This is a genomic window from Pseudomonas sp. EYE_354 (genome assembly GCF_023148575.1).
GTDB lineage: Bacteria > Pseudomonadota > Gammaproteobacteria > Pseudomonadales > Pseudomonadaceae > Aquipseudomonas.
Map to the genome: position 1 here is coordinate 1 of NZ_JAHXNQ010000002.1, position 24,759 is coordinate 24,759.

Here is a 24,759-nt window from a genome sequence, read left to right on the forward strand (position 1 = left end):
GGGATATCAGCCATTTTTTGATGCACCGATACAACTGGATTCGACCGCACCAATTTAATGGTGGGCTGCCACCGGCTCAGGCCGAAAAAAAACTTAACGTCGTGTCCGGGATTAGTTGACCACTACAATTCGGGCGTGCCGAACTGTCGTTTCTGAGAGTGCCATCGCGAGCTCCTGAACAGAGTCAGGGCCACATGCTCATCTCGTTGCGCAAACTGCTCCAGCATCAAACCGATTCGGTACGCGTCAGGATTCTGGACTCAATCCTGGACTTAAAAGCACCGGATATTGCTGGATTTCAGTGGTTCCCGCCGGAACGAAAAAAGGGCCTAAAGGCCCTTATTTCAATCACTTACAGAATTCAGTGGAACTCTGTAGCGCAATATTTGGAGCGGGAAACGAGACTCGAACTCGCGACCCCGACCTTGGCAAGGTCGTGCTCTACCAACTGAGCTATTCCCGCATATGGCGTCCCCTAGGGGACTCGAACCCCTGTTACCGCCGTGAAAGGGCGGTGTCCTAGGCCACTAGACGAAGGGGACACGCTACTGAAATACATGGTGTGTATTTCAGTGCCCAGAGACCGCATCCGAAGACATGGTCCTGGTTTCACTCAATGCCGCCCGAAGGCAACACTGCTTAAAATGGAGCGGGAAACGAGACTCGAACTCGCGACCCCGACCTTGGCAAGGTCGTGCTCTACCAACTGAGCTATTCCCGCAAATGGCGTCCCCTAGGGGACTCGAACCCCTGTTACCGCCGTGAAAGGGCGGTGTCCTAGGCCACTAGACGAAGGGGACACGCTACTGAAACACATGGTGTGTATTTCAGTGCCCAGAGGCCGCATCCGAAGACGTGGTCCTGGTTTCACTCAATGCCGCCCGAGAGCCACACTGCTTAAACTTGGAGCGGGAAACGAGACTCGAACTCGCGACCCCGACCTTGGCAAGGTCGTGCTCTACCAACTGAGCTATTCCCGCATATGGCGTCCCCTAGGGGACTCGAACCCCTGTTACCGCCGTGAAAGGGCGGTGTCCTAGGCCACTAGACGAAGGGGACACACGTACAACATTCACTACTCAAGGCGTTTCGCTGTGTGCTTTACGCTTTAAGTGGCGCGCATTCTATGGATGGATTGGGACATCGTCAACCCCCAAGGATAAATTTATTAAAATCAATGACTTCCCCCGGGTTTACTGGCCTGCCTGGGCATTCTGCACGCCCAGGCCCTGGCGCCTATATTCTGGCGCCCGACAAGACGCTATAGTTCGCCCCGGCAAATGATGGCAATGTGCATCTACGCAGGGATCGCCTACTAATATAGAAGAAACTACCTGGGCAACTGGTCGATCGGTCCTATCCGATCGCCGGTCCAGTCACTACACTCCACTGTAAACCCTACAAAGAGGTCACACCGGTGACACCACTCATGATCACCCTGCTGGTAATAGCCGGGATTGCAATACTGATCGCCATTGGCTACATGAACCACGTGGTGGAAAACAACAAGCTGGAAAAGCAGCGCACTCAGATCGAACTCCATGATCGGATGCGTCGTTGCGGTGAAATCACCGAGACCTTTCCAGGCCAGTTGATGACGCCGGCACTCAAATTGTTGCTGACCCGCCTGGAGCTCAACGTCAACCAGCGCTTATTGAACCTCAACAAAAACAGCGCGCCGCTCAAGGCACGGATCACTGAGCTCAATACGCTGGTGGCTCAGGGCGAATCCATTCCGGTGAACAACCCGCCGGCGCCGATTCAGACCGAAGCCAAGGCCAAGGACGTGCGCTTCCTGCTCGAAGCCTTGCACGGCCAGGTCACCCGCGCTGCCCAGGACGGCTTCCTGCCCTCCAACGAAGCCAAGCATTGGATCAAGGAAATTCGCCATATCCTGGTCCTGCTGCACATCGAGTTCTTCAACAACCTCGGCCAGCACGCCCTGCAAGAAGGCCAGCCGGGCCAGGCGCGCCTCGCTTTTGAACGTGGCGTACAGTACCTGCGCAAACAAACCGAGCCGGTGCTGTACAGTGCACAACTGCAGTTGCTCGAAGGCCAACTGGCCCGCGCCAACTCCACGGTTCTGGCCAACAGCAAACAGGCAGTCGAAGAGGTCAGCGAACTGACCGAGGGCATGAAGGCCGCTGACGCCGACGCTGAGTGGAAAAAGAAAGTCATCTACGACTGATCAGCACCCCTCCTCTGGCGAACGCTGTTCGCCAGATGCCATCACTTTGCACCTATCCCCCCGCCCGCGACTCGCGTAAAAAAGTGCCCTCACTCCGTGAAGTTAGAGGCTTGCCATGCCTGTCGTCATGATTGATGGACAACCGCTGCATTACGTCGACCAGGGCACCGGCCCGGCCGTCCTCCTGGGCTCCAGCTACCTGTGGAGCCGCGATATGTGGGCGCCTCAAATTGAAGCCCTGGCGCAACAGTACCGTGTGATCGTGCCCGAGTTGTGGGGCCATGGCGAATCAGGCCCGTTGCCCTCGCAAACCCGCTCCCTCGACGACCTTGCACGCCAGGCACTGGCCCTGCTGGACCAACTGGACATCGCGCAAATCAATCTGGTGGGGCTCTCGGTCGGCGGCATGTGGGGCGCACGCCTGGCGCTGCTGGCGCCTGAGCGGGTCAACAGCCTGGTGCTGATGGACACCTACCTCGGGGCCGAGCCCGACGAGACGCGCCACTACTATTTCTCACTGTTCAAGACTATCGAAGACGCCGGCGCCATCCCCGAGGCATTGCTGGACGTGATCGCGCCGATCTTCTTCCGCCCCGGCATAGACCGCGAATCGGCGCTGTATCAGGATTTTCGCCGGTCCTTGCAGGGCTTTCCCCGAGACCGCCTGCTCGACAGCATCGTGCCATTGGGCCGATTGATCTTCAGTCGCGAGGATGTACGGGAGCAACTGCCGCGCCTGGACACCGATACCACATTGGTGATGTGCGGCGAGCAGGATAAACCCCGCCCACCGGCCGAGTCGCAGGAGATGGCCAACTTGATTGGCTGCGCACTGACGCTGATCCCGGACGCGGGGCACATCTCAAGCCAGGAAAACCCGGACTTCGTCAACGAAGCCTTGCTGACGTTCCTCGCCAACCACGCCTGACCGCCCTCCCCTGTGATCGCCGCGCCTTCGCGGCCGTCACAGGCGGAAGTGCCCCACCATGCCCTTGAGCTCTGCTCCCAACTGCGCCAACTGGATGCTCGACGCGGCATTGCCCTGCATGCTCAACGCCGACTGATCGGCGCTGGCACGGATACTGGTGACGCTGCGGTTGATTTCCTCAGCCACCGAGCTTTGCTCCTCGGCAGCGGCGGCGATCTGCTGATTCATCTGCTGGATCAACGACACTGCCGCGGCGATGCTGCCCAACGCACTTTCGGTTTCCAGCGCATCACTGACCGCCAGCTTCACCAACTCGCCACTTTGTTGGATCTGCTGCACCGACGACTGCGCCGCGCTGCGCAAAGTGCTGACCAGCCGTTCGATTTCTTCGGTCGATTGTTGAGTACGCTTGGCCAGTGCCCGCACTTCATCGGCGACCACAGCAAAACCACGGCCCTGCTCACCGGCACGGGCGGCTTCGATGGCGGCGTTCAGCGCCAATAGGTTGGTCTGTTCGGCCACGCTTTTGATCACGCCCAACACGGTGCCGATGTTCTGGATCTCGGCGCTGAGGCTCTCGATGCTCGCACTGGCACTGCTGCTGGAATTGGCCAGCAACTCAATGCGCTGCAAGCTCTGGCGCACCACCTGCTGGCCGCTGTCGACCTTGTCGTCCGCCGTCTGCGCGGCCTGCGCGGCTTGTTCGGCGTTGCGCGCCACGTCGTGCACGGTGGCGGTCATTTGGTTCATCGCCGTGGCCACCTGCTCGGTTTCTTCCTTTTGGCTGCTGACCTCGACATTGGTCTGTTCGGTGACGCTGGACAGCGAATGCGCCGAGCTGGCCAGTTGCTCGATACCGGCTTGCAGCCCGCTGACCATCTGGCTCAAGCCGTTGCCCATCTGCTGCATCGCGTGCATCAACTGGCCGATTTCATCAGTGCGACTGACCTCCATGCGTCCGCTCAGGTCACCGGCGGCAATGTGCTGCGCGACCGCGATCACGCTGCGTAGCGGCGCAACGATCAGACGTGTGATCACCCAGGCCGCCATCAGCCCAACCAGCAGTGCCAAGGCCGACGACCCGATGATCAACATCGCGCTTTTTTTCAGTTGCGCCTGCATCGACAGGTCTTCAGCCTCATAGGCCTGACTGACCCGACTGACCACCTGCTCCGCCCGGTCATGCAATTGCTTGTAGACCACTTTCTCTTGCGCCAACAGGCCGGTGTATTCCCCCAGTTTCTCGCCGAAGGCGGCGATATGCCCCGAGACTTCGTTGAGCACCGTCTGGTAGCCAGGATCCTTCACCGCCGTCTTCAACTGCTCGACCTGCGCCAGCGCCTGGTCGGCCTGCTCGATCTTGCCTTGCTCGGCCTCTTGCGCATCTGCCCTGCGGCTCTGGTTCAGACGCACATGGGCCTCGTTCATGGCCTGCAACATCAAGCGTGAGACCTGACTGACCTGCCCCGCTTGCTCGATAAACTCAGCGCCTTCCTTGCCCTGGCTCTCCTTGAGGCCATAGGTGCCATCATCCGCCAGCCCAGCCTGCAACACGTCGAGGTTATTGGCCACGCTGGACACCGACCAACTGGCCATTTCCAGCGCCAGGTCCTTGGTCTGGCTCAACTCCACAAACTCATCGAACGCCTTGCGGTACGCAGCCAGGGCCTGTTCGACCTCGGCCATCACCGGGCCATTCGCAGCAGACTGGACCTTGAGACTGGCTGCCTGGGCCGCCAGGGCGTCCACGCTTTCATGCAGCGCATCGACCGCCTTGGGGTCGGCATGCAACGCATAGTCCTGCTCGATCAGGCGCACCTTCATCAAGCCGCTGCTGAGCGCGGACATGGCCTTGAGGCCTTCGAAGCGCTGACCAACGGTTTGCAGGGACCACACGCCGATCGCCGCGACCAAGGCCGTCAAAAGCAGCACCAAGGTGAAGCCCAAGCCCAGTTTTTTTGCCATACCGAGGTTGGCAAAACGTCGTTGCACGCCCGAAATCATTGCACTTGACCCCTCTTGCAATGGCAGATGCCATCAAGCCCGATAGACAAGACACGAGATTCGCAACGACCAGCCCCTGAGCACAAGGCGTTGACGCCGCAATAACGGCAAAAAGCTACACGCTCGTCGTTTTCAGAATGGTCGAGGTCGATCTGGCGGGTCCCATGGTCCGGAACAGTTCCAAGGCCCGCTGATCAGTAGCATAGGCCACATTGATGCGCAGCCACTGGCTGGGTTCGCCGGTCGGACTGAATAACGCCCCAGGCGATAACAACACCCCCAGTCGCCGGGCACACGCTTGTAGACGCGAAAGCTCGCCCCCAGGGGGTCGCGCCCACACCAGCATGCCGCCGGCCGGTACAGCAAAGACCTCCCACTCTTCGTCATCGAGCACCTGCAAGGTAGCAGCCATGTCCGTACGCAGCCGTTTACGCAGGCGCTGCACCCATTTGCGGTACGTGCCATTGGCCAGCAGCGTGGCGACCACCGCCTCGGCAAACCGCGAGGTACCGAAGCCGGTCAAGGTCTTGAGGCTGACCAATTGGGTGATAATCGCCGTGCTCGCGCAGAGATAGCCGACGCGCAAGGCACTGCTCAAGGTCTTGGAAAAACTCGCGATATAGATCACACGATCGTCCTGGGCCAGCGCCGACAGCCGCGTGCAACTGGCGTGCTGCAAATCACCGTAGACGTCCTCTTCAATGATCAGGAAGTTATCGCGACGCGCCAGCTCCAGCAAACGCTCAGCGACCGCGCGACACAGGCTGGTCCCGGTAGGGTTGTGATAAAGACTGTGGATGAACAGACATTTGGGCCGATGCTGCTGCAACAGTGCCTCCAGCACCGACAGGTCCGGCCCGCCTCGGGTGCGCGGCACTGACAAGAGGTGCACGCCCTGGAACGTCAGTTGCCGATAGAGGTTGCCATAGCCCGGGGTTTCAACCACCACGCTGTCACCCGCTCTGAGTAACGTACGTATCAGCAGGTCCTGAGCATGGCTGGCACCTGCGGTAGTGAGGATGCGGTCCAGGCTGGTGGCGATGTGAATCCGGGTCAGGTGCTTGAGCAGTTGCTCGCGCAGCACCGGCAGACCCAGGGGGGTGCTGTAGTTGAACAGCCCAGCGGTGTCGGAACGGGCCACTTCACGGATGGCGTAGCGGATGTCATCGCTTTCATGCCAGGCATCCGGCAACCAGCCGCAGCCAAGTTTCAACTCTCCCAACGGGTTATCGGCAAAGGCGCCCCACTCCCGTTCCGCGCCTTCGTACCAGTGGCCCTCGGTCTGGACCGACGGTTGGGCCACCACAAACCCCGCCCCCGGCCGCGGAGCCAGCAGCCCCTGGGCAACCATCCGTTCAAATGCCTCGATCACGCTGGATTGACTGAGCAGGTTATCCAGCGCCAACTGCCGGATGGACGGCAAGCGAGTGCCGGGGCTCACCCCGTCCTTGCGAATCCACTCCGCCACTGCACTGACGATTTGCTGCACCACCGGTACAAGGGCTTGTCGATCAATCCCTAAATCCATGAGCCACTCACTTCAACTGTCTGATTTCAACCCGAAGAGTTAAGCACAGAAGCCCGTGGAGACCGCTGGTGAAAACTTATTAAATTATTGATTTTATTGAGTTATTTACCTGGTGATACACATTCGATCGCAGCGTTTTGCCAGCTTTGGAAACGCCCCACAGCACGCCAATCCTTTTCGAATGGTGTGGGGCGCAAGGTCCTAGATCGCCGTCGCACCACCGTCCACCGCCAGGGCATGCCCAGTGGTAAACGCGGCCCCGTCGCTGCACAGATACAGCACGGCACTGGCGATTTCCTCGACCTTGCCGATCCGCCCAACCGGGTGCATGGCTGCGGCGAACTCGGCCTTGCGCGGGTCCGCTTCATAGGCGCGGCGGAACATATCCGTGTCGATCACCGCCGGGCAGACGGCGTTCACGCGGATCTTCTTCTTTGCGTACTCGATAGCCGCCGACTTGGTCAGGCCGATCACTGCGTGCTTGGAGGCCGCATAAATACTCATCTTCGGCGCAGCCCCCAGGCCGGCCACCGACGCCGTGTTGACGATGGCACCGCCGCCTTGGGCGAGCAGCAGCGGCAGTTGGTACTTCATGCACAACCACACCCCCTTGACGTTGACGCCCATGATCGCGTCGAACTCATCCAGGCTGCCGTCCGCCAGCTTGCCCTTCTCGATTTCTATCCCCGCGTTATTGAACGCGTAGTCCAGGCGACCGTAGGCACTGAGCGTCTGAGCCATCATTTGTTGCACATCCGCCTCCAGGGTGACGTTGCAGCGCACAAACAGCGCCTCGCCACCGGTTTGCTGGATCATTGCGACGGTGCCTTCGCCCCCCGCCACATCCAGATCAGCAACCACGACCTTCAGGCCTTCAGCGGCGAACGCCAACGCAGTGGCGCGGCCAATACCGGCAGCAGCGCCAGTCACCAGGGCGACCTGGCCGGAAAACGTCATGCTCATGGGGGATGTCCTATGGAGGAAAGTGCGGTGGATCGAGTCTAGCCAACGTCGGGACGCGCGCGTCAGCACTATCAAAAGGCCAGTTAGCGTTGTATGAATGGGAGTGATAAGGCTACCCGGCTCACTATCAACGGGGCCTATCGACCAGCATTCGCCCCTTGCACTGACCTTGCTCAGCGCTCCGTGAAGGTCTATCACTCATGACTCATTTCTAAAGAGTCGCTGCCATGACCGCCCAGACCAACCGCCAATTCCTGCTCGCCAAACGCCCGGTCGGCGCGGCCACACGGGATACCTTCACCTACCAGGAAGTGCCGGTCGGCACGCCACAGGATGGGCAGGTGCTGGTACGCAACGAATATCTGTCACTCGACCCGGCCATGCGCGGCTGGATGAATGAGGGCAAGTCCTACATCCCGCCCGTCGGCCTTGGCGACGTGATGCGTGCGCTGGGGGTAGGCCAAGTGATTGCCTCCAAAAACCCGGCATTCGCGGTCGGCGACTACGTCAACGGCGCCCTCGGGGTGCAGGATTACTTCGTGGGTGAGCCGCGCGGTTTCTACAAGGTCGACCCGAAACTGGCGCCTCTGCCGCGCTACCTGTCGGCATTGGGGATGACCGGCATGACCGCCTACTTCGCGCTGCTGGAAACCGGCGCACCCAAAGCCGGCGAAACGGTGGTGATTTCCGGCGCGGCCGGAGCCGTCGGCAGCATTGCCGGGCAAATCGCCAAGCTCAAGGGCTGCCGCGTGGTCGGCATTGCCGGTGGTGCGGACAAGTGCAAGTTCCTGGTCGATGAACTGGGCTTCGACGCAGCCATCGATTACAAGAGCGAAGACGTGCCCGCCGCCCTCAAGCGCGAATGCCCTAAAGGGGTGGACGTGTATTTCGATAACGTCGGTGGCGACATCCTCGACGCCGTGCTCAGCCGTCTGGCGTTGAAGGCACGGGTGGTGATTTGCGGTGCCATCAGCCAGTACAACAACAAGGAAGCGGTGAAAGGCCCGGCCAACTATTTGTCACTGCTGGTGAACCGTGCGCGGATGGAAGGCTTCGTGGTGATGGACCACGCGGCGAACTTTGCCGCTGCCGGGCAGGAAATGGCCGGCTGGATGGCGCAAGGCAAGCTCAAGAGCAAGGAAGATATCGTGGAGGGGCTGGAGACGTTCCCGGAGACGTTGATGAAGTTGTTCAACGGCGAGAACTTTGGGAAGTTGGTGCTGAAGGTCAGCTAAACACAGCCAATGTGGGAGCGGACTCCCACATTGTGCTTGATCAGGCGATCTCGGCCACGACTGCCGCCAACGCCTTCGCCGGATCCGCTGCCTGGCTGATCGGACGGCCGATCACCAGGTAGTCGGAGCCTGCGTCCAATGCCTGGCGCGGGGTCAGAATACGGCGCTGATCATCCTGGGCGCTGCCCGCCGGACGGATCCCCGGCGTCACCAGTTGCAGCGATGGATGGGCGGTTTTCAACGCCTGCGCTTCCAACGCCGAACACACCAGGCCATCCAGGCCGGCTTTTTGCGCCAGGGCCGCCAAGCGCAGCACCTGCTCCTGGGGTTCGATGTCCAGGCCGATGGCGGCCAGGTCTTCGCGCTCCATGCTGGTCAGCACGGTCACACCAATCAGCAGGGGCTTGGGGCCGCTGCGCTGTTCCAGCACTTCGCGGCAGGCAGTCATCATGCGCAGGCCGCCGGAGCAGTGCACGTTGACCATCCACACGCCCATCTCGGCGGCCGCCTTGACCGCCATCGCGGTGGTGTTGGGGATATCGTGGAATTTGAGGTCGAGGAACACCTCGAAGCCTTTGTCACGCAGGGTGCCGACGATTTCCGCGGCACAACTGGTGAACAGTTCCTTGCCGACCTTGACCCGGCAAAGCTTGGGGTCCAACTGGTCAGCCAGCTTCAGTGCGGCGTCACGGGTGGGGTAATCCAGGGCGACGATGATAGGAGTCTGGCAGACGGACATTGGAATGGGCTCTCAGGCAAGTCGAAATCGGCGCGGATTGTAGCGCAAGCGGCGCCGTTGCGGGATCCGATGATCGGTAAATACTGACCAACCGCCATCAGGCCTGTATTTATAACAATTATTTCAAAGCCGATACATTCACGACATCCCCCCAACACGCACGAACGCTAGCCTCCCTGGCACGACCCACCGACCAGCACTTCCAGCCATGGGGCTGGGCGCCTATGCTGACCGCAACAATCAGGCAGATGATCGCACTATGCAGACCCCTCTTGTCCCAGTGAAAGACGAGCAAAAAGGCGCGGTAATCGCCGATGACAAACGCTGGAACACCCGTGCGCTGATCGTCGATGACGATGTGCCGATCCGCGAACTGCTGATCGACTACCTGGCCCGCTTCAATATTTTTGCCACGGGCGTGACCGACGGCGCCGCGATGCGCCTGGCCATGCAAGCCGACACTTTTGATGTCGTGGTACTCGACCTGATGCTGCCGGGCGAAGACGGCCTGTCGATATGCCGCTGGCTGCGCGCGGAGTCGGACATTCCAATCCTGATGCTCACCGCCCGCTGTGAGCCCACCGACCGCATCATCGGCCTGGAGCTGGGCGCCGACGACTACATGTCCAAGCCGTTCGAACCGCGCGAGCTGGTGGCACGCATCCAGACCATCCTGCGCCGCGTGCGCGATGACCGCACCGAGCAACGCGCCAACATCCGCTTCGATAATTGGCGCCTCAACAGCGTGCTGCGCCAGCTGGTGGCCGACGATGGCCTGGTGGTGCCACTGTCCAACGCCGAATTTCGCCTGTTGTGGGTGTTTATCGAGCGCCCGCGCCGGGTATTGAGCCGTGAACAATTGCTCGATGCGGCCCGTGGTCGTTCCATCGAAGCCTTTGATCGCAGCATCGACCTGCTGGTCTCGCGCCTGCGCCAAAAACTGGGGGATGACCCCAAGGCCCCGCAGTTGATCAAGACCGTGCGCGGTGAGGGCTACCTGTTCGACGCGCGGGATATCGGTTGATGCGGGCCCCCTTCAACACACTGTTCGGTCGGCTGTTTGGCGTGTTGCTGGTGGCGATTGTGCTGGCCCATGCATTGGCGTTCTTCTGGTTTCACCATTACGGGCACCCGCCTCCGCCGCCGCCCCCCGAGCGGTTTATCGAGCTGCCGGACGGAAGCATGGCGCCGATGCGCGAGAAGCATTCACGGCCCTGGTTCGGCGGGCCGGTGGTGCCCCTGACGTTTCAATTCGTCTCACTGATCATCGCAGCCTGGTACGGCGCCAAACTGCTGAGCCGGCCGATCCAACGCCTCAGCGAGGCGGCGGAGCGTTTAAGCCTCGACCTCAACAGCCCGCCCCTTGATGAGTCGGGCCCGCGGGAGGCGCGGCAGGCGGCCTCGACTTTCAACCTGATGCAAAAGCGCATTCGCGAACAGGTCAGTCAGCGCGCGCGCATGCTCGGCGCCGTGTCCCACGACCTGCGCACCCCGCTGTCACGCCTCAAGCTGCGCCTGGAACAGATCGAGGACACCAAGCTACAGGGCCAGATGCGCCAGGACCTCGACGACATGATCGGCATGCTCGATGCCACCCTGAGCTATTTGCACGAACAGCGCACCAGCGAAACCCGGCACTGGCTGGACGTGCAGGCGCTGGTGGAGTCGATGAGTGAAAATGCCCAGGACCAGGGCTCGGACGTGCAGGTGGCCGGCACCTGCGTGCCCTTGCAGGTACAACCGATGGCCCTGCGCTCATGTTTGAACAACCTGATCGACAACGCCCTGCGCTACGCCGGCATGGCACGGATCGAACTTGCCGATAGCCGCGAAGCCCTGGTTATCCGCGTGATCGACCACGGACCAGGGATTGCCGCCGACAAACGCGAGGCGGTGTTCGAACCCTTTTTCCGCCTGGAAGGCTCGCGCAATCGCAATTCCGGCGGCGTCGGCCTGGGCATGACCATTGCCAAAGATGCCGTGGAACGCCTGGGCGGCCGCCTGAGTTTGGAAGAGACCTCAGGCGGCGGTCTGACGGCGGTGATGTGGCTGCCGAGGGCTTAAAGGGTTTTATCTTCCCGGCGGCCCTGGGCATGGGTGGCGCTCCAATCCGTCAGCAGGCTGTAGGCCACCGCCAATAGGGTTGGGCCAATAAACAGGCCGATAAAGCCAAAGGCGATCAAACCGCCGAACACCCCGAGCAACACGATCACCAGCGGCAGGTTGCCGCCACGGCTGATCAGGTACGGTTTAAGCACGTTGTCCACGCCGCTGATGATGAAGGTGCCCCAAACCCCCAGGAACACCGCGTAGGTGTAATCGCCCTTCCACGCCAGCCAGGCCGTGGCCGGGATCCACACCAGCGGCGGCCCCATGGGGATCAGGCTGAGCAGGAAGGTCACGATCCCCAGCACCAGCGCGCCCGGTACACCGGCGATCAGAAAGCCGATCAGCGCAAGCACGGCCTGGGCGGCAGCCGTGCCGATCACACCGTTGACCACCCGCTGTACGGTCCCGGCCACCAGTTCGATGTAGTAACCGGCGCGGTCACCGATCAGGCGCTCCAGCAGACGGTGGACGAACATCGCCAAACGCGGGCCATCGCGATAGAAAAAGAACACGAACACCAGGCTCAGGGTCAGCTCGAGGATGCCCCCGCCGATCTGCGCACTGCGCGCCAGCAACCAGTTGCCCACCTGGCCCAGGTAAGGTTTGAGGCTGACCATCAATGCCGCGCCCTGCTGGTCGATGCTGTCCCACATGCCGACCAGGCGCTCCCCGACAAAGGGGATCGAGCCCAGCCAGGTCGGTGCCTCGGGCAGGCCGTCGACCTGAATGTCCTTGATCAACGCCACGACGTCACGCACGTGGTCCGCCAGGTTGAACCCCAGCCATACCAACGGCAACGCCACCAATAACATCCAGCCCAGGGTGAGGATGCCGGCGGCCAGGGACTCACGGCCGCCCAGCCAACGTGTCAGCAACACCATCAGCGGCCAACTGGCAAACGCCAGTACCGCGCCCCAGAACAGCGCCGACCAGAACGGCGCCATCACCCAGACGCTGGCACCAAAAAGCACCAGCAGCAGGATTTGCACCAGCAGGCGATCGTTATTGAGCATGGGGTTTCTCGAGAAGAAGGCTGTAGGAAGATAGCTTAGGCGAACGGCACGGGTCCGTTCGCCTTGCAGGGGTCAGCGTATCAGATGCAGGTGCAGACCTTTGGTTTCAGCGCTGCCGGTTTCCAGACGCGCAGCGCGCACGCCGCTGTCGACCAGGGCCTGGCGCCAGGCTTCGGCTGTCGGGCCGGTCAAGCTGATGCGAGAGGTGGTGTCGAGGTTCAAGCCACGGGAAATCAAGGTGACCCAGGTCGCATCAGGCTCGCCGCCCAACGCGGGAAAGTCCAGCTCGCCCGTGCTTTTCAACTCGCGCAACAGGGTTGCCGAGGTGGGGAGCAGGTCGCCCAGCGGCGCGCTGGCATCCAATTGCTCCACATGCAGGTAGGCACGGCGGTTGCCGCGGGTGATGCCGTACAGCGCGATCAGGGAATTGTCCTGCGGTGCGGCCAGACGCAGCAGCAGGTATTCCTGCTGACCGTCGGCACCGACCAGTTTGGCATTGCCGAAAATCTCGTTGGCCCACAGGCTGCTTTCGCCACAGTCACGGGCCTTGCACCAGAACAACAGTTGCGCCCCCTTGGCCTGCAACGCTTCGCGGGTGGCGGTAAACGCCGCCTCGGAGCTGTGCTCGGAGGGCATCTCGTAGGTGATCGCCGTGGCTTGGCCGCGCGCGGTGGCTTGGCCTTCATAGCGCAGTTGGCCGCTGATCTTGCGAATCGCGCCCATGGGGTAGATGCGTTCTTTTTCTTCGGCGGGGCGGTAATCGACGATTTGTGCGTCGATCTGACGGGCCACGGAGGGCAGGTCCTGACTACCCGGTACGTCGGCAGCGAAGACCAATGGGCTGAGAAGGCTCAGCCCGAGGATACGGATACATCCATTGCGCACGCTCATAAGCTCAACGCGCCCTGGCCATTGGAGGTCACGGCAGCGTTGAGCGCGTGGTTGAGATTGTTCATGGTTGACTCCCTTTCAATCCGCCCAGCCTCGGCAGTTGACCGCCCCAAGTCAAGGCGCGAAGAAGAACCGATTGAAACAGTCTGCAACAAGCACGGCGCCGGGCTCATCATTGAGGTGTAAATGATGGCCGCCTGGCAGCGTCGCGACGGTAAAGGGTAGTTGGGAAAGCAATTCGGGATGTTTCGCCAACATGCCATCGGCCGCCACCACCAACTGCGTAGGGCACGCGACACGCCGCACGAAAGCCATGGCTTGTTCGTCGGTCAAACGCACCGGCGAAGCCAGGGTCAGACGGCTATCGGTACGCCAGGTATACCCCTCCGGCACCGGCATCAAACCGCGTTGGGCCAGCAGTTCGGCGGCTTCACGACTGACGGCCACCAAACCTTTCATGCGTGCTTCAACCGCGCGATCCAGGGTGTTGTAGACCGGCTTATGCTTGCCTTGCAGGTTCAATTGCGCCTGCAGCGCCATGCCCAGACGCTCCGCCGCGTTCTCGCCGCTGGCCGTCGGGGGGATGACACCGTCGATCAAACCGAGGTGCGTCACCCGTTCCGGCATGGCGCCGGCCAGCACCAGGGAAACGATGGCGCCAAGGGAATGACCAAGTAATGCAAAACGTTTCCAACCCAGTTGCTCAGCCACTTGAAGCACATCAAAGACATAATCCCACAAGGCATAACCGGCTCCCGCAGGACGATGCGCCGAATGCCCGTGCCCCGCCATGTCCAATGCCACGATGCGCAGGCCCCGCAGCTTCGGCGCCAGACGCGCAAAGCTGTTGGCGTTGTCCAGCCAGCCATGCAGGGCAATCACCGGCAAACCGTCTTCGGGGCCGAACAGATGCGCGGCCAATTCGATGTGAGGCAGGCTCAGGCGGACTTCTTCTACCGGCGTGCTCATGCGCAACTGCGCTCACGGAGTTGCCAGCGGGCGAACAGGTTCTTGATCAACGCGGCGGTGTCCTGAGGGCGCTCGAGAGGGAACATGTGCCCGCCCGGCATGGTGAGCATTTCGCCCATGGGCAGGCGGTCCACGCCGCTGGCATGGTGACGCATCACCACACGGCTCTGGCGCCCGCGCACCACCGCCAGCGGCACCTTCAACTGGCGCACCTGGCCCGGGCTGGTATGGGGTACACCCCGGTAGATACTGATTTCGGTGGCCGGATCGAAGCGCAACCGCAGGCGATCGCCCGCCTGGTAAAGACCATGTTGCAGGTAGGCCTCGAAGCATTCCGGGTCGAAGCCACGGAACAGGGTCTTGCCGGCAAAATAACTGCGTGCAGCGTCAAGGTCACTGAACTCCTCACGACGGCCCAGGGTGCGTCCGGCCGGGGTGAGACGATCGATAAAACCGAAGCGTTTGGCGGCGCGGATCACCCAGCGATCGGCGCGGGTCAGCACGGGTGAATCAAGCATCACCACCCCGCGATACAACTGCGGGCAGCGCAACGCCGCATGCAGATGCAACACGCCTCCCAGGGAGTGACCCACGCCCCACACCGGTTCTGGCTGTTGCTCCAGATGGTGGATCAACTCATCCACCAGGTTCTGCCAGTTGTCGTCCACTGGAAACCTGGGGTCGTGACCGTGCTGCGGCAGGTGAGCCACTGCGTATTCCGGAGCCAGGGCGGCAAACAACTTGCCGTACGTGGCCGAAGGGAAGCCATTGGCGTGAGCAAAAAACACGTGCTGCGACATACCGGACCCATCTGCAAAAACAAAAGTGGATTGTCACCAGGCCTGGCCAACCCGGCAATGACTGTAACTGCCAGGAATGATGACACTCACGCCGCGCCTATCGCGCCGGCGGGTTCTCGCCCAGCGGCACCACCGCCATGGTCAGGCGCGACACGCAGTTGGTCTTGCCATCCTCGGTGGTCAAGCGAATGTCCCACACCTGCGTGGTGCGGCCGATATGAATCGCCTTGGCCACCGCCGTCACCCGCCCGCTGCGCACACCACGCAGGTGATTGGCATTCACCTCCAGCCCCACGCAATAGAACTTGCTGGGATCAATGCACAGGTAAGCGGCCGTGGAGCCGACACTCTCGGCCAGCACCACCGAGGCGCCACCATGCAACAGGCCGTAGGGCTGATGGGTGCGGTGATCGACCACCATGCTGGCGGTCAGGGAATCGTCGTCGAAGCTTTCAAAGCGGATATCCAGCAGTTCACCGATGGTGTTTTTCTGGGCCGCGTTTAGCTGTTCGATATTCGGTTGGGTGCGCCACAGGCTCATACGATTGTCCTTGTCGGTTTTATGATGAGCCTAATCCTGCCACACAACGGTCTCGGAACGCTCGCTCCACACCGGCAATTGTGCGCCGTAAGTCGACTCGATGATGGCGCGCCTGATTTTCAGGGTCGGTGTCAGAAAGCCGTTTTCCACCGCCCAATTGTCCTTGACCACCACCAACTGGCGCAGACGTTCGTGTTTATCCAGCCCTTGGTTGACCTGTTCCAGCCAGCGTTCAAGGCTGTTGCGTACGGCTTGTCGGTCATCGCCGCCCACCGTCGCCAGCACGCACAACGCGATGGGCGCGACAAGGCCATCGCCCACCACGCACACCTGCTCAATGTGCGCGTGCTCGGCCAGGCGGTTCTCGATCGGTGCCGGGGCGACGTATTTGCCCTTGCTGGTCTTGAAGATTTCCTTGAGGCGTCCCGTCAGGCGCAAGCGGCCGTCGGCGTCCTGCTCGCCTTTGTCGCCCGTACGCAGGAAGCCATCGGCAGTGAGTGTTTCGGCGGTTTTCTCCGGGTCCTTGAAGTAGCCAAGCATGGTCGCACCGCTGCGCACCTGCACTTCGCCCGACGCGTCGATCCGCACCTCGACGCCTGGGCACGGCATGCCGATCCAACCGATTTTCTGCTGGCCGGGCCGGCACACGTGTGAGTAGCCGCAACTCTCGGTCATCCCGTACACCTCCAGCACATCCAGGCCCAGGCGCAGATACCAGCGCAGCAGCGCTTCGGGAACCGGTGCCGCGCCCGACAGCGCAATGCGCAACGCGTCCAGCCCCAGACCGGCCAGCACCTTATGGCCCACGCGCTTGCCGATAAACGGCAAGCTCAGCAGGGTATCGAGGCGTTTCTGCGGGATCCTGGCGTACACGCCCAGCTGGAATTTGGTCCAGATGCGCGGCACGCCGAACAATGCTGTCGGCCGCGCCCTGCGCAAGTCCGTCAGAAAGGTCTCCAGGCTCTCGGCGAAAAACACGGTTTGCCCGGTATAGATCGAGGCCATCTCCACAAACATCCGCTCCGCCACGTGGCACAGCGGCAAGTACGACAGCAGCCGGTCACCCTCCCCCAGGCCAAACAGCTCTGTGCCATAGGTGGCGGCAAAACCCAGGGCGCCGAAGCTGTGCATGACACCTTTGGGCAGGCCGGTGGTGCCGGAGGTGTAGATGATGGTGGCAAGGTCGCCAGCGTCAGGTGCGGGGTTGTCGTTGATCGGCGCGCAGGCTTGCAGATCGGTCCAGCTGAAGTCGAACGCGCCTGGCGGACACAGCGGCAAGCCTATCGTAGGTAATCCGTGCGGTACGCCAGGGGCCATGGCCGGCCAGTCATCAAGTTTGCCGACGAGCACCAGCGCCGCTTCGGAATGATTGAGTACGTGAGCGACGGATTCAGCGGTGAGGTTGGGATAGAGCGGAACCGAGACATGCCCGGCCATCCAGATCGCCAGGTCAGCAATGATCCAGTGCGCGCAGTTTTTCGAGATAAGGGCAATGTGCGAGCCCTGGGGCAACGCCTGGGCGCGCAGCCAGTGCGCGGCGCAACGGGCCTGGTGCGCTGCATCCCCCCAGGAAAGCGCCTGCACTTGGCCGCCGCCAATGGGCTGCACCAGAAAAGGCTGGCGCGGATGTCGCGCCTCACGTTCGAAGAAAACCTGCAACGGCAAACGGACTGCGACAGACATGGGGCGCGCTCCTTTGTGGTCCACCATAGCCAACCAAGCACTTGCTTGGTTGACTATATAGCACACACAACGCCGCGCGCACGCCTATGGGTTCTTCACACTCACCAGGCTCATCAGCCCCGCCAGCGGGAAGTCACCCTCCAGTTCCGCCAGGCTGGCAGTGAACATCGGTTGCGGCTGGCGCTGATGACCATGCTGCAAAAAGCTGATCAGGCTGCCGACCAAGGGTTGATGACTGACCAGCAGCACAGTGTCGTCGGTGTCGAGCTGTTGCAGCACCTGCAGCGGGTTGCCGTCGGGCGTGAGCCACGCCACCGTGCGGATCTCAGGTTCAAACCCCAGCGCCTCGCGCACCAGTTGCGCGGTCTGCTGCGCCCGCACATACGGGCTGGCAATGATGGCGCTCAGGGGTTGACCGATCAGGTGCGCGGCACTGCGCAACACCTCGCCACGGCCATGCTCGGTCAGGTTGCGCTCGGCGTCGGTACGGGCATGCCCTTCGGCCTCACCGTGGCGCAAGATCCACAGTTTCACAGTTTCGGCTCTTCATCACGCACCGGGTGCGGCGCCGGCGGTACGCTGTGGGCGGGCTCGCCCTCGGGCGCGCGCGGGGTTGGCCAGTCGGCGAACGGCCAAGGCTTTTGCTCGCTATGAAAACTGCCGAAGCGTCCGATCTGGGCAAGAAACTGGCTGAGGCTGTCGCCAACGTTCATCAGGCCCAGGTTCGGTGCCCCGTAGACCAGACGGTAGATCAACTGCACCACAACCAGTGCACCGAGCAGGAACTGCGCGACTTGCCACACCAGGGCAAACACCAGCATCCACAGAATGCGCAGCACAATGGATTCGTACTTGGGGGCTGCTTTGGGGTCGTTCATGACGCGTTCCTCAGTTGAAACCACTGGTGGAAATAAAGTCGACATCGGTTTTCGGTTCGGCGCGCATCAGCAGCTCGATGACCTGATTCAACGTGCGCCCTTCAAACAGGATCGCGTGCAGCCCGGCGACCAGCGGCATGTACACCCCCACTTCCTGGGCCTTGGCCTTGAGCACTTTGAGGGTGTTGACCCCCTCGGCCACTTCACCCAGGCGCGTCACCGCGTCTTCAAGGCTCAAGCCTTGGCCGAGTGCGAACCCCACCTGATAGTTGCGGCTTTTCGGCGACGAGCAGGTGACGATCAGGTCGCCCACGCCCGCCAGCCCCAGGAAGGTCATCGGGTTGGCACCCTGGTTCACCGCGAAACGGGTCATTTCTGCCAGCGCGCGGGTAATCAGCATACTTTTGGTGTTTTCGCCCATGCCCAGGGCCACCGCCATCCCGGCGATGATCGCGTAGACATTCTTGAGCGCCCCACCCAGCTCGACGCCGAAACGATCGCCGCTGGCATAGACGCGAAACGTGCGGCCATGCAGCACGGCTTGAACGCGCTCGCACAAGGCTTCGTCTTCGCTGGCGACCACCGTGGCGGTGAGCGCATGCTCAGCCACTTCCCGCGCCAGGTTCGGCCCCGACAGCACGCCAATGCGCGCCTTGGGGGCGATTTCTTCAAGAATTTCACTCATCAGCTTGAAGGTCTGTGCCTCGATGCCCTTGGTCAGACTGACCAGCATTTTGCCCGCCAGGCGGTCGGCGTGAGGCGCCAGCACCGAACGCAACGCACTGGACGGCAGCGCGACAAAGCACAGGTCGCTGGCAGTCAACGTGGCCTGCAGGTCGGTCACCGGCTCGACCGCCGGATGAATCTTGATGCCTTTCAGGTAACGCGGGTTCTCCCGATGCACACGAATGGCCTCGGCCTGCTCGGGATCGCGCATCCACTGGCGCACCACATGGCCATTCTCGGCCAGCAGGTTAGCCACGGCGGTACCAAAACTTCCGCCTCCCAGGACCGCAATAGGGCGCTGTTCAGTCATATGCAATCCGTTAATCCATACCAGTGGCGATGGCGGCATTATACGGGCCGACCCGCTTGCGGCCAGCCCCCGTGTCAATTCGTGCGTCTGTCGGAAAATGCCATGCCTGTGTGAAGTAATTGCAAGGGCGGCGACTGGCAAATGGCCGCGCCTCAGTTAACATGGGCGGCTATTCGTCATTATCAAGGCCGTGTCGTGCATTTGGGCCCTCCTCCCCGTTCATCTCTGTTGCTGATGCTGCTGTGCAGTGGTGCCGTGCTGGCCGACGACCTGTTCCTCGAAGCCCAGCCACTGCCGCAGGTATTGACCGCCACGCGGCTCAAGCAATCGGCGGCCGCCGTGCCCGGCAGCATGACCGTGATCGACAGCGAGCTGATCAAGGCCAGCGGCGCTCGGGACATCAGCGAACTGCTGCGCCTGGTGCCGGGCATGATGGTCGGCTACACCACCGGCAACCAGGCGGCGGTGAACTACCACGGCACCAGCGCCAGCGACGCACGACGCATGCAGGTGTTGATCGACGGTCGCTCGGTGTACCGCGCAGGCCTGGCCACCGTCGACTGGAGCGACATTCCAGTGGCCATGGAAGATATCGAGCGCATCGAAGTCTTTCGCGGCCCCAACACCGTCAGCTACGGCGCCAATGCCTTGATGGCGGTGGTGAATATTCTCACGCGTTCCCCGGCTAACAGCCACGGCTCTCGGGTAAAGGTCATTCGCGGCGAACGCGGGATCAACGACTTTTATGCCAGCCAGGGCGTGGGTTGGGACACCGGTGATTTGCGCCTGTCGCTGTCCGGGCAACAAGACGACGGTTTTGACAGCGATGCCGCCGGTGCCGACCGTCGTGACGGCCGGCGCCTCAACCGCTTCAGCCTGGCGGTGAGCCAGACACTGAACACGCAGCAGAGCATCGACATGCAACTGGACGCCAAGGAAGGTACCAACCAGCGCCCGTATACCTACACCCCGGTTTTCGCCGGGATTACCGAAGGCGGCAACAACTCAGACGTCAGTGCCAAAGACTACGCGGGCTCGCTGCGCTGGAACTTCGACTTCAACCCCGAACACAGCCTGTATATCCAGGGTTCAGCGCAACAGTGGGACCGCCGGCAGATCTGGAAAGCCTGCGACGCCAAGGTGTCGTTCAGCCCCGAGCTGACTCAGTTGTGGCAAATCAACCCCAACTACGCCGAATTGCTCGCCCGGCATATGGACACCTACAGCCAGGGCACGGCGCCGCCGGGCAGCGCTGCCGAACAGGCGCTGGCCAACCAGGTGCTTGACCAATGGCGCAATGGCGCCAACCAGAGCGTGTGCGGCGACATCGACCAGAGCACCCGTGAAAGTCGCTACGACCTGGAAATCCAGGACACCCTCAGCCTGTCCGACAGCCTGCGCCTGGTCAGCGGCATGAACTACCGCTACGACCGCGCCGACTCGGACACCTACTTCAACGGCACCCTGGACGACACCACCTGGCGCCTGTTCGGCCAACTGGAATGGCGCGCCAGCGAGCATTGGCTGCTGCAAGGCGGCGCCATGTTCGAGGACACGCACCTGAGCGGCCCCTCGCTGACACCACGGGTGGCGGTCAACTACCTGATCAACCCGCGCCACGGCCTGCGCGCGGTGTACTCCGAGGCGATCCGTTCGCCGGACATGTTCGAGAACAATGTCAACTGGAGCTACCGCGTCACCAACCTCAGCTCCCCCGCCTACGGGCAGGGCTCCGGGCAGTACTTCGTAAAGACCCGCGGCCCGGGCAACCTCGACAAAGAACTGATGCGCTCGCGGGAATTAGGCTACAACGGGTTCTTTGCCGACATCGGATTGAACATGGACGTGAAGCTGTTCTACGACGAAATCACCGACATGATCAGCTCGCCGCTGCGCAACAACCAGTACATTGCCAGCAACGCCAACAGCGCGCGGTTCACCGGGGCCGAGTCGCAGTTCGACTGGCGCGTGAGCAACGCCGACCGCCTGCGCCTGACCTACGCTTATGTCGACGCCACCTCCAGCAACCCGCGGGACAAAGCGCAAACCGCACGCAACAGTGGCTCGGCCGGCTGGCTGCGTGAATGGGGTCAGGGCTGGTCAAGTGCGCTCTTCTACTATGGCGACGACGCGCTCAATCAATATCGCTTCGAACGGGTCGACCTGCGGGTGGCCAAGCGCATTGCCTTGGGCAAAGCCAACGTGGAGCTGGCCGGCATGTTGCAACAACGTCTGGACAATCAGCCCACCACATGGGCCGATAACAATTACGACCATCGCCATGTGCTCTACTTCAGCGCGGAGTTAGAGTTCTGACATGGACACCCCGTCACGGATGACCTTCGTCCTTATCCATACGCTCTGGCGACGCGTCGTGGTGCTCGCGTGCCTGCTGCTGGCGACACCGGCATGGAGTGCCGACATCCTGCTCACCGCCGCCGAAGACGGTGCCGGGGTGCAGGCCTTTACCCGCGCCCTGGCCGAACAACGCCCCGAAGACCGCATCACGTTCAAGCCCCTCAGCGACTTGCCCTCCCCCAACGGATTGCCGGCCCAAACGCGCCTGATCTTGCTGGACCTGCCGGGACTCGACTGGCGACTGCGAGATCCCCTGGGCCCACCGACCCTGGTGCTGCGGATCAGCCGGCTGCAGGCCCACCAGCGCCCAGGGGCTTTGCAGCATGCGCGCATAAGCCTGTTATGGAGCGACCCTCCCCTGGCGCGCCAACTGCAACTGATCAACCGCATCCTGCCTCAGGCGCGGCGCGTCGGCGTGCTCTATGGCGCAGAAAGTGAATTCCTGCTGCCCGAGCTGCGCCAGCATGCAGCCGCGTTGCAACTGGAAATCGTGCCCCAGCGCTGGGACAACACCAATGACAGCCGTGCGCTGCAAACCCTGTTCAGGAACAGCGACGTTTTGCTCGGCCTGGACGACCCGCAACTGTACAACCCGAAAACCGCGAAAAACCTGCTGCTCAGCAGCTACGCCCAGCAGTTGCCGCTGGTGGGGCCCAACGCCGGTTTTGTGAAGGCCGGCAGCCTGGCCAGCACCTACAGCGACCAGTCTGACTGGCTGGCGGTACTCGACCGTCTGCTGGACCACCCGCCGGCCACTTGGCCACGGGCGCTGTACCCCGAGCACTTCAAAGTCGTGGGCAACCCGCAAGTCGCGCGCTCACTGGGCATTGAAGAGGTCGACGAAGCCAGCGTCGCCGCCCGATTGGCCGAAGGAGAAAAACGCCCATGACCTTGCGCCGTCGCTGGGATATCAACACCCGCACGCAGCTCATTACCTTGGGCCCGGCACTGCTGCTGACGTTGCTGTTGATCAGCTTCTTTACGTTCGTGCGTATCCAGGACCTGCGCCAGGAACTGGACCATACCGGTCAGTTGATCGCCAACCAGTTGGCCCCCGCCACCGAGTATGGGGTGATTTCCGGCAACAACGACGTCCTCGAGAGCCTGCTGCGCGCCACCCTGGCCACGCCCCATGTGCGTTTCCTGGAGATTCAGGACGCCACCGAAAACATCCTGGTCTACGTCGAACAGCCATCGGAAAAACATGATAGATCGCTGTCGGTAAAAGTATTCCAGGCCCCGATTCGCTTGCAGCATATCCAGCTGGGCAATGACTTTTTCCAGGACAACCTCAACGAACCCAAGGCACCCCGCGCCGATTACCTGGGCCGGGTGATCGTCGGCATGTCCAACGACGCCTTCAGCCAGCGCCAACAGGAGATCCTGTTTAAAGCCGCGATCCTCGCGCTGTTCGCCTTGCTGTTTACCTACCTGCTCGCCCGGCGCCTGGCCGCGAGCCTGTCGCAACCGATCAGTGCCATGGGCCATGCGGTCAAGGCGATCCAGCAAGGCGACTACAAGACGCCACTGCCGATTGTGGATGACTCCGAGCTGGGCGACCTCTCCCGGCATATCAATAACCTCGCCGAAGGCCTCAACCAGGCCAGCCGTGAGCAGCAGCAAGCCATGGCGCAGTTGATCCAGACCCGCGAAGAGGCCGAGCGCGCCAACAACGCCAAGTCGGACTTCCTGGCCATGATGAGCCACGAGCTGCGTACGCCGATGAATGGCGTGCTGGGCATGCTGCAATTGCTGGAAACCACCGAGATGACGGAGGAGCAGACCGAATACGCGGCGCTGGCTTCTGAGTCCACCGAGCATTTGCTCAAGGTGATCAACGATATCCTCGACTTCTCACGCATCGAACGCGCCGCGCTGGAGCTGGAACATATTTCGTTCAATCTGGCCGACCTGATCAACAGCTGTGCCCAAGCCTTTCAGCACAGCGCCCAGCAGCGTGGGCTGGCGCTCGATCTGACGATTGCGCCAGGCATGGACGCCTTGCGGGTGCAGGGCGACCCCACACGTATCCGCCAGATCCTGGTGAACCTGATCGGCAATGCCCTGAAGTTCACCGAACACGGCACGGTCAGTGTCGAGCCCCAATGGCAGCCCCTTGACCATGAGCTGGTGTGGTTCACCTGCGCGGTGCGCGACAGCGGCATCGGTATTTCCGCCGAGCGCCTGGAATTGATGTTCGACGCGTTTCAGCAGGCCGACAGTTCCATTTCAAGACGTTACGGCGGGACCGGCCTGGGCCTGCCCATCGCCCGCACGCTGGCCGAACGCATGGGCGGCACCCTGCGCGCCCAGAGTGAAGAAAGTCGCGGTTCAGTGTTCACCCTGGAAATTCCCCTGGCCATTGACCAGCACAGCCTGCCCGCGCTCGCCTCCAACACGGACGGCAAAGCCGGCGCCGGCAATGGCCGCCACGTACTGCTGGTGGAGGACAACCCGGTCAACCGCACAGTGGTGGAAGCCATGCTGCGCAGCCTGGGTTTCGAAGTGAGCCTGGCCGTCGACGGTGCCGAGGCAATCCGCAGCGCCGAGAGCCTGATTTTCACGGCGATCCTGATGGACTGCCGGCTGCCGCTGGTTGACGGTTACGAGGCAACTCGGCAGATTCGCCAACTACCGGGCTGCGCCGATCTGCCGATCATCGCGCTGACCGCCAATGCGTTGCAGGGCGACCGCGAAGCCTGCCTGGCAGCAGGAATGAACGATTACCTGGCCAAGCCGTTCAAACGTACGGATTTGCAGCAAATACTGCAGCGTTGGGTGCAGTAGCGCCGCGCCATCAGCCAACTGCGACTGGCGTGAAAGGCGAAAGTGCGGCAGTCTTAGGCACCCGAACGGGCCTGCAAAGAGGCCCGGTTTAACATTTCAGTGAACAAGT

Annotated in this window: 21 protein-coding genes and 6 tRNA genes; 8 read left to right on the plus strand and 19 right to left on the minus strand. The window is 61.9% G+C overall.

Going from position 1 to position 24,759, the window contains the following annotated elements; all coding sequences use genetic code 11:
• Positions 1–387 precede the first annotated feature (387 nt).
• From KZX66_RS02635 to KZX66_RS02660, 6 genes are all read right to left on the minus strand, one after another.
• Positions 388–463, minus strand: a tRNA-Gly gene (locus tag KZX66_RS02635).
• Between the two features lie 3 nt (positions 464–466).
• A tRNA-Glu gene (locus tag KZX66_RS02640) sits at positions 467–542 on the minus strand.
• Positions 543–645: 103 nt separating this feature from the next.
• Positions 646–721, minus strand: a tRNA-Gly gene (locus KZX66_RS02645).
• A 3-nt stretch (positions 722–724) separates the two neighbouring features.
• Positions 725–800 (minus strand) — tRNA-Glu (locus KZX66_RS02650).
• A 104-nt stretch (positions 801–904) separates the two neighbouring features.
• Positions 905–980, minus strand: a tRNA-Gly gene (locus KZX66_RS02655).
• Positions 981–983: 3 nt separating this feature from the next.
• Positions 984–1,059, minus strand: a tRNA-Glu gene (locus tag KZX66_RS02660).
• 370 nt (positions 1,060–1,429) lie between these two features.
• Between KZX66_RS02660 and KZX66_RS02665 the strand changes: the two genes are divergently transcribed.
• Both KZX66_RS02665 and KZX66_RS02670 read left to right on the plus strand, forming a co-directional pair.
• Positions 1,430–2,188: a hypothetical protein gene (locus KZX66_RS02665; RefSeq protein WP_248076045.1), complete on the plus strand. Its 759-nt coding sequence runs from the start codon at positions 1,430–1,432 to the stop codon at positions 2,186–2,188.
• A 115-nt stretch (positions 2,189–2,303) separates the two neighbouring features.
• Positions 2,304–3,116: an alpha/beta fold hydrolase gene (locus tag KZX66_RS02670; RefSeq protein WP_248076054.1), complete on the plus strand. Its 813-nt coding sequence runs from the start codon at positions 2,304–2,306 to the stop codon at positions 3,114–3,116.
• Between the two features lie 36 nt (positions 3,117–3,152).
• Here KZX66_RS02670 and KZX66_RS02675 read toward each other — a convergent pair whose 3' ends face one another.
• The 3 genes from KZX66_RS02675 to KZX66_RS02685 form a co-directional block, all read right to left on the minus strand.
• Positions 3,153–5,120 (minus strand): methyl-accepting chemotaxis protein, encoded by a 1,968-nt coding sequence (locus KZX66_RS02675; RefSeq protein ID WP_248076065.1) that lies wholly within the window; start codon positions 5,118–5,120, stop codon positions 3,153–3,155.
• Between the two features lie 115 nt (positions 5,121–5,235).
• Entirely contained in the window at positions 5,236–6,648 is a 1,413-nt protein-coding gene (locus tag KZX66_RS02680) for a PLP-dependent aminotransferase family protein (RefSeq protein ID WP_248076067.1), read from the minus strand.
• A 201-nt stretch (positions 6,649–6,849) separates the two neighbouring features.
• Positions 6,850–7,611 carry an SDR family oxidoreductase gene (locus KZX66_RS02685; RefSeq protein WP_248076070.1) on the minus strand — a complete coding sequence of 254 codons (762 nt, stop codon included), beginning with the start codon at positions 7,609–7,611 and terminating at the stop codon, positions 6,850–6,852.
• 227 nt (positions 7,612–7,838) lie between these two features.
• Between KZX66_RS02685 and KZX66_RS02690 the strand changes: the two genes are divergently transcribed.
• The gene (locus KZX66_RS02690) at positions 7,839–8,846 is read left to right on the plus strand and encodes an NADP-dependent oxidoreductase (protein WP_248076073.1); all 1,008 of its coding nucleotides are present in this window, start codon (positions 7,839–7,841) and stop codon (positions 8,844–8,846) included.
• A gap of 40 nt (positions 8,847–8,886) precedes the next feature.
• Here KZX66_RS02690 and pyrF read toward each other — a convergent pair whose 3' ends face one another.
• A complete protein-coding gene (gene pyrF, locus KZX66_RS02695) occupies positions 8,887–9,585 on the minus strand; it encodes an orotidine-5'-phosphate decarboxylase (RefSeq protein ID WP_248076075.1) in 699 nt (232 codons plus the stop codon).
• A gap of 259 nt (positions 9,586–9,844) precedes the next feature.
• On the opposite strand from pyrF, the gene KZX66_RS02700 reads away from it, so the two are divergent.
• On the plus strand, positions 9,845–10,609 hold the full coding sequence (locus tag KZX66_RS02700; protein ID WP_248076076.1) for a response regulator: 765 nt from the start codon (positions 9,845–9,847) through the stop codon (positions 10,607–10,609).
• Positions 10,609–11,649: an ATP-binding protein gene (locus KZX66_RS02705; RefSeq protein ID WP_248076100.1), complete on the plus strand. Its 1,041-nt coding sequence runs from the start codon at positions 10,609–10,611 to the stop codon at positions 11,647–11,649. The genes KZX66_RS02700 and KZX66_RS02705 overlap by 1 nt, the downstream gene beginning before the upstream one ends.
• On the opposite strand, the gene KZX66_RS02710 is transcribed toward KZX66_RS02705, so the two are convergent.
• The 9 genes from KZX66_RS02710 to KZX66_RS02750 form a co-directional block, all read right to left on the minus strand.
• Positions 11,646–12,707 carry an AI-2E family transporter gene (locus tag KZX66_RS02710; RefSeq protein WP_248076106.1) on the minus strand — a complete coding sequence of 354 codons (1,062 nt, stop codon included), beginning with the start codon at positions 12,705–12,707 and terminating at the stop codon, positions 11,646–11,648. The two genes, KZX66_RS02705 and KZX66_RS02710, sit on opposite strands and share 4 nt — an antisense overlap.
• Before the next feature lie 72 nt (positions 12,708–12,779).
• Entirely contained in the window at positions 12,780–13,598 is an 819-nt protein-coding gene (locus KZX66_RS02715) for a DUF4892 domain-containing protein (RefSeq protein WP_248076109.1), read from the minus strand.
• Between the two features lie 114 nt (positions 13,599–13,712).
• Positions 13,713–14,567, minus strand: a complete 855-nt coding sequence (locus KZX66_RS02720; protein ID WP_248076112.1) for an alpha/beta fold hydrolase — start codon at positions 14,565–14,567, stop codon at positions 13,713–13,715.
• Complete coding sequence (locus KZX66_RS02725) at positions 14,564–15,367, minus strand: alpha/beta hydrolase (RefSeq protein ID WP_248076115.1); 804 nt, start codon at positions 15,365–15,367, stop codon at positions 14,564–14,566. The genes KZX66_RS02720 and KZX66_RS02725 overlap by 4 nt, the downstream gene beginning before the upstream one ends.
• Before the next feature lie 97 nt (positions 15,368–15,464).
• On the minus strand, positions 15,465–15,908 hold the full coding sequence (locus tag KZX66_RS02730; protein WP_248076127.1) for a hotdog fold thioesterase: 444 nt from the start codon (positions 15,906–15,908) through the stop codon (positions 15,465–15,467).
• A gap of 30 nt (positions 15,909–15,938) precedes the next feature.
• Positions 15,939–17,591 carry an AMP-binding protein gene (locus KZX66_RS02735; RefSeq protein WP_248076130.1) on the minus strand — a complete coding sequence of 551 codons (1,653 nt, stop codon included), beginning with the start codon at positions 17,589–17,591 and terminating at the stop codon, positions 15,939–15,941.
• An 84-nt stretch (positions 17,592–17,675) separates the two neighbouring features.
• The gene (gene sixA / locus KZX66_RS02740; RefSeq protein WP_248076145.1) at positions 17,676–18,125 is read right to left on the minus strand and encodes a phosphohistidine phosphatase SixA; all 450 of its coding nucleotides are present in this window, start codon (positions 18,123–18,125) and stop codon (positions 17,676–17,678) included.
• Positions 18,122–18,469 carry a DUF4389 domain-containing protein gene (locus tag KZX66_RS02745; RefSeq protein WP_248076147.1) on the minus strand — a complete coding sequence of 116 codons (348 nt, stop codon included), beginning with the start codon at positions 18,467–18,469 and terminating at the stop codon, positions 18,122–18,124. The genes sixA and KZX66_RS02745 overlap by 4 nt, the downstream gene beginning before the upstream one ends.
• A 10-nt stretch (positions 18,470–18,479) precedes the next feature.
• Positions 18,480–19,505: an NAD(P)H-dependent glycerol-3-phosphate dehydrogenase gene (locus KZX66_RS02750; protein ID WP_248076155.1), complete on the minus strand. Its 1,026-nt coding sequence runs from the start codon at positions 19,503–19,505 to the stop codon at positions 18,480–18,482.
• Between the two features lie 195 nt (positions 19,506–19,700).
• Here KZX66_RS02750 and KZX66_RS02755 point away from each other — a divergent pair, with 195 nt between their 5' ends.
• The 3 genes from KZX66_RS02755 to KZX66_RS02765 are packed head-to-tail and all read left to right on the plus strand — an operon-like array spanning position 19,701 to position 24,650.
• Complete coding sequence (locus KZX66_RS02755) at positions 19,701–21,821, plus strand: TonB-dependent receptor (protein ID WP_348983786.1); 2,121 nt, start codon at positions 19,701–19,703, stop codon at positions 21,819–21,821.
• Position 21,822: 1 nt separating this feature from the next.
• Positions 21,823–22,752: an ABC transporter substrate-binding protein gene (locus KZX66_RS02760; protein WP_248076157.1), complete on the plus strand. Its 930-nt coding sequence runs from the start codon at positions 21,823–21,825 to the stop codon at positions 22,750–22,752.
• Positions 22,749–24,650 (plus strand): ATP-binding protein, encoded by a 1,902-nt coding sequence (locus KZX66_RS02765; protein ID WP_248076163.1) that lies wholly within the window; start codon positions 22,749–22,751, stop codon positions 24,648–24,650. The genes KZX66_RS02760 and KZX66_RS02765 overlap by 4 nt, the downstream gene beginning before the upstream one ends.
• Positions 24,651–24,759 lie beyond the last annotated feature (109 nt).